Origin of the sequence: Bifidobacterium sp. B4081 (assembly GCF_026537335.1) — a bacterium.
Taxonomy (GTDB): Bacteria; Actinomycetota; Actinomycetes; order Actinomycetales; family Bifidobacteriaceae; genus Bombiscardovia.
In genome coordinates, this window is the sequence record NZ_JAFNMM010000012.1 from 1 (window position 1) to 1144 (window position 1144).

The following is a 1144-nucleotide window of genomic DNA, read 5'->3' on the forward strand; positions in this document are numbered from 1 at the left end:
TGTCCTCCGCGAAGGTGCTGGGCACGTAGGTGGAGGAGTTGCTGGCGAAGATGGTCTTCTCGGGGGCCGCCTTGGCCAGGCTCCGATAGAAACCGTGCTTGATGGAGGGTTTCTCGGGAATCGCCTCGATGACCAGATCCGCATTCCTGACGGCCTCGCCCAGGTCGGTAGCGAAGCTTATTCGTTCCAGCCCGGCATCGAACTGTTCGTCTGTTGCTTTCATATCGCGTTTGTAGGCCGCGCGAAGCTCCTTGATTCGCTTTTTGGCGGCCGTCACGGCATCGTCTCCAATGTCGTAGACCGTGACATTTTTACCCTTGAATGCGCATTGATAGGCGATCTGACTGCCTAAAACGCCACCGCCAGCGACGGTGACCTGCTCAATCTCTGTCATGAACGACCTCTTTCATCGTACGGGCATCCTTCCTTGGATGTCTGATTCCATGCTAATGAAAAAGTGCGGCTGGCGGTTTGCGGAGGTCGATGGGCAGCTTGAAGATCGGACGCGATAGAAAAGGCCTTATGAAGCCGAACCCGCCCGTTGGAAGAGGCATGTCGCAACGCTGTCCTCTGGAAGGGACGGGTTCTGGTTGGTAAAAGAGCAGTCCTGTCAGGCCTTCAGAAAGTCAGGCCTGTCAAAGGCGGGATCAGGATAGGTGTAGAAGCCCTGCCCGGAATCCTTGCCGTTCCTGCCCTCGTCCATCATCTTCTGGATCTTCTCCATGAAGGGCTTGTAATCGGGGTTGTCGCCCTGCTGCTCTTTGGTGATATTGAGAGCGGTCCGCAGCCCAACGACGTCAAAGATGGCAAAGGGCCCCATGGGGGCGCCTGTTCCGATCATCCAGGTCTTGTCCACGGTCTGCGGGTCTGCGATGTCGTGGCCCCAGAGATATGCGGCGGCGTTGAGCAAGGGGATGAGAAGGGTGTTCAGGACGTATCCGGGCTGTTCTTTCTTCAGAACGATGGGGACCATGCCGATTTCCTTGGCGTAGTCCACGATCAGGTCGAAGACCTTGGGGTCGGTCTGCTTGGTGCCCATGATTTCAGCGGTGTTCATGCGCCAGATCTGGTTGGCGAAGTGCATGTTCAGGAATTTGTCTGGTCGGCCGGTGTCCTCCGCGAAGGTGCTGGGCACGTAGGTGGA

2 protein-coding genes are annotated in these 1144 nt (G+C 57.2%); both read right to left on the bottom strand.

Annotated elements, in window-relative coordinates; translation table 11 throughout:
- Positions 1 to 394 (bottom strand): 3-hydroxyacyl-CoA dehydrogenase NAD-binding domain-containing protein (locus J3T92_RS09440; RefSeq protein ID WP_267401280.1); only part of this gene is annotated, 394 nt, incomplete at its 3' end.
- Between the two features lie 216 nt (positions 395 to 610).
- Positions 611 to 1144: 3-hydroxyacyl-CoA dehydrogenase family protein (locus tag J3T92_RS09445; RefSeq protein ID WP_267401281.1), on the bottom strand; the 534-nt coding region annotated here is incomplete at its 5' end.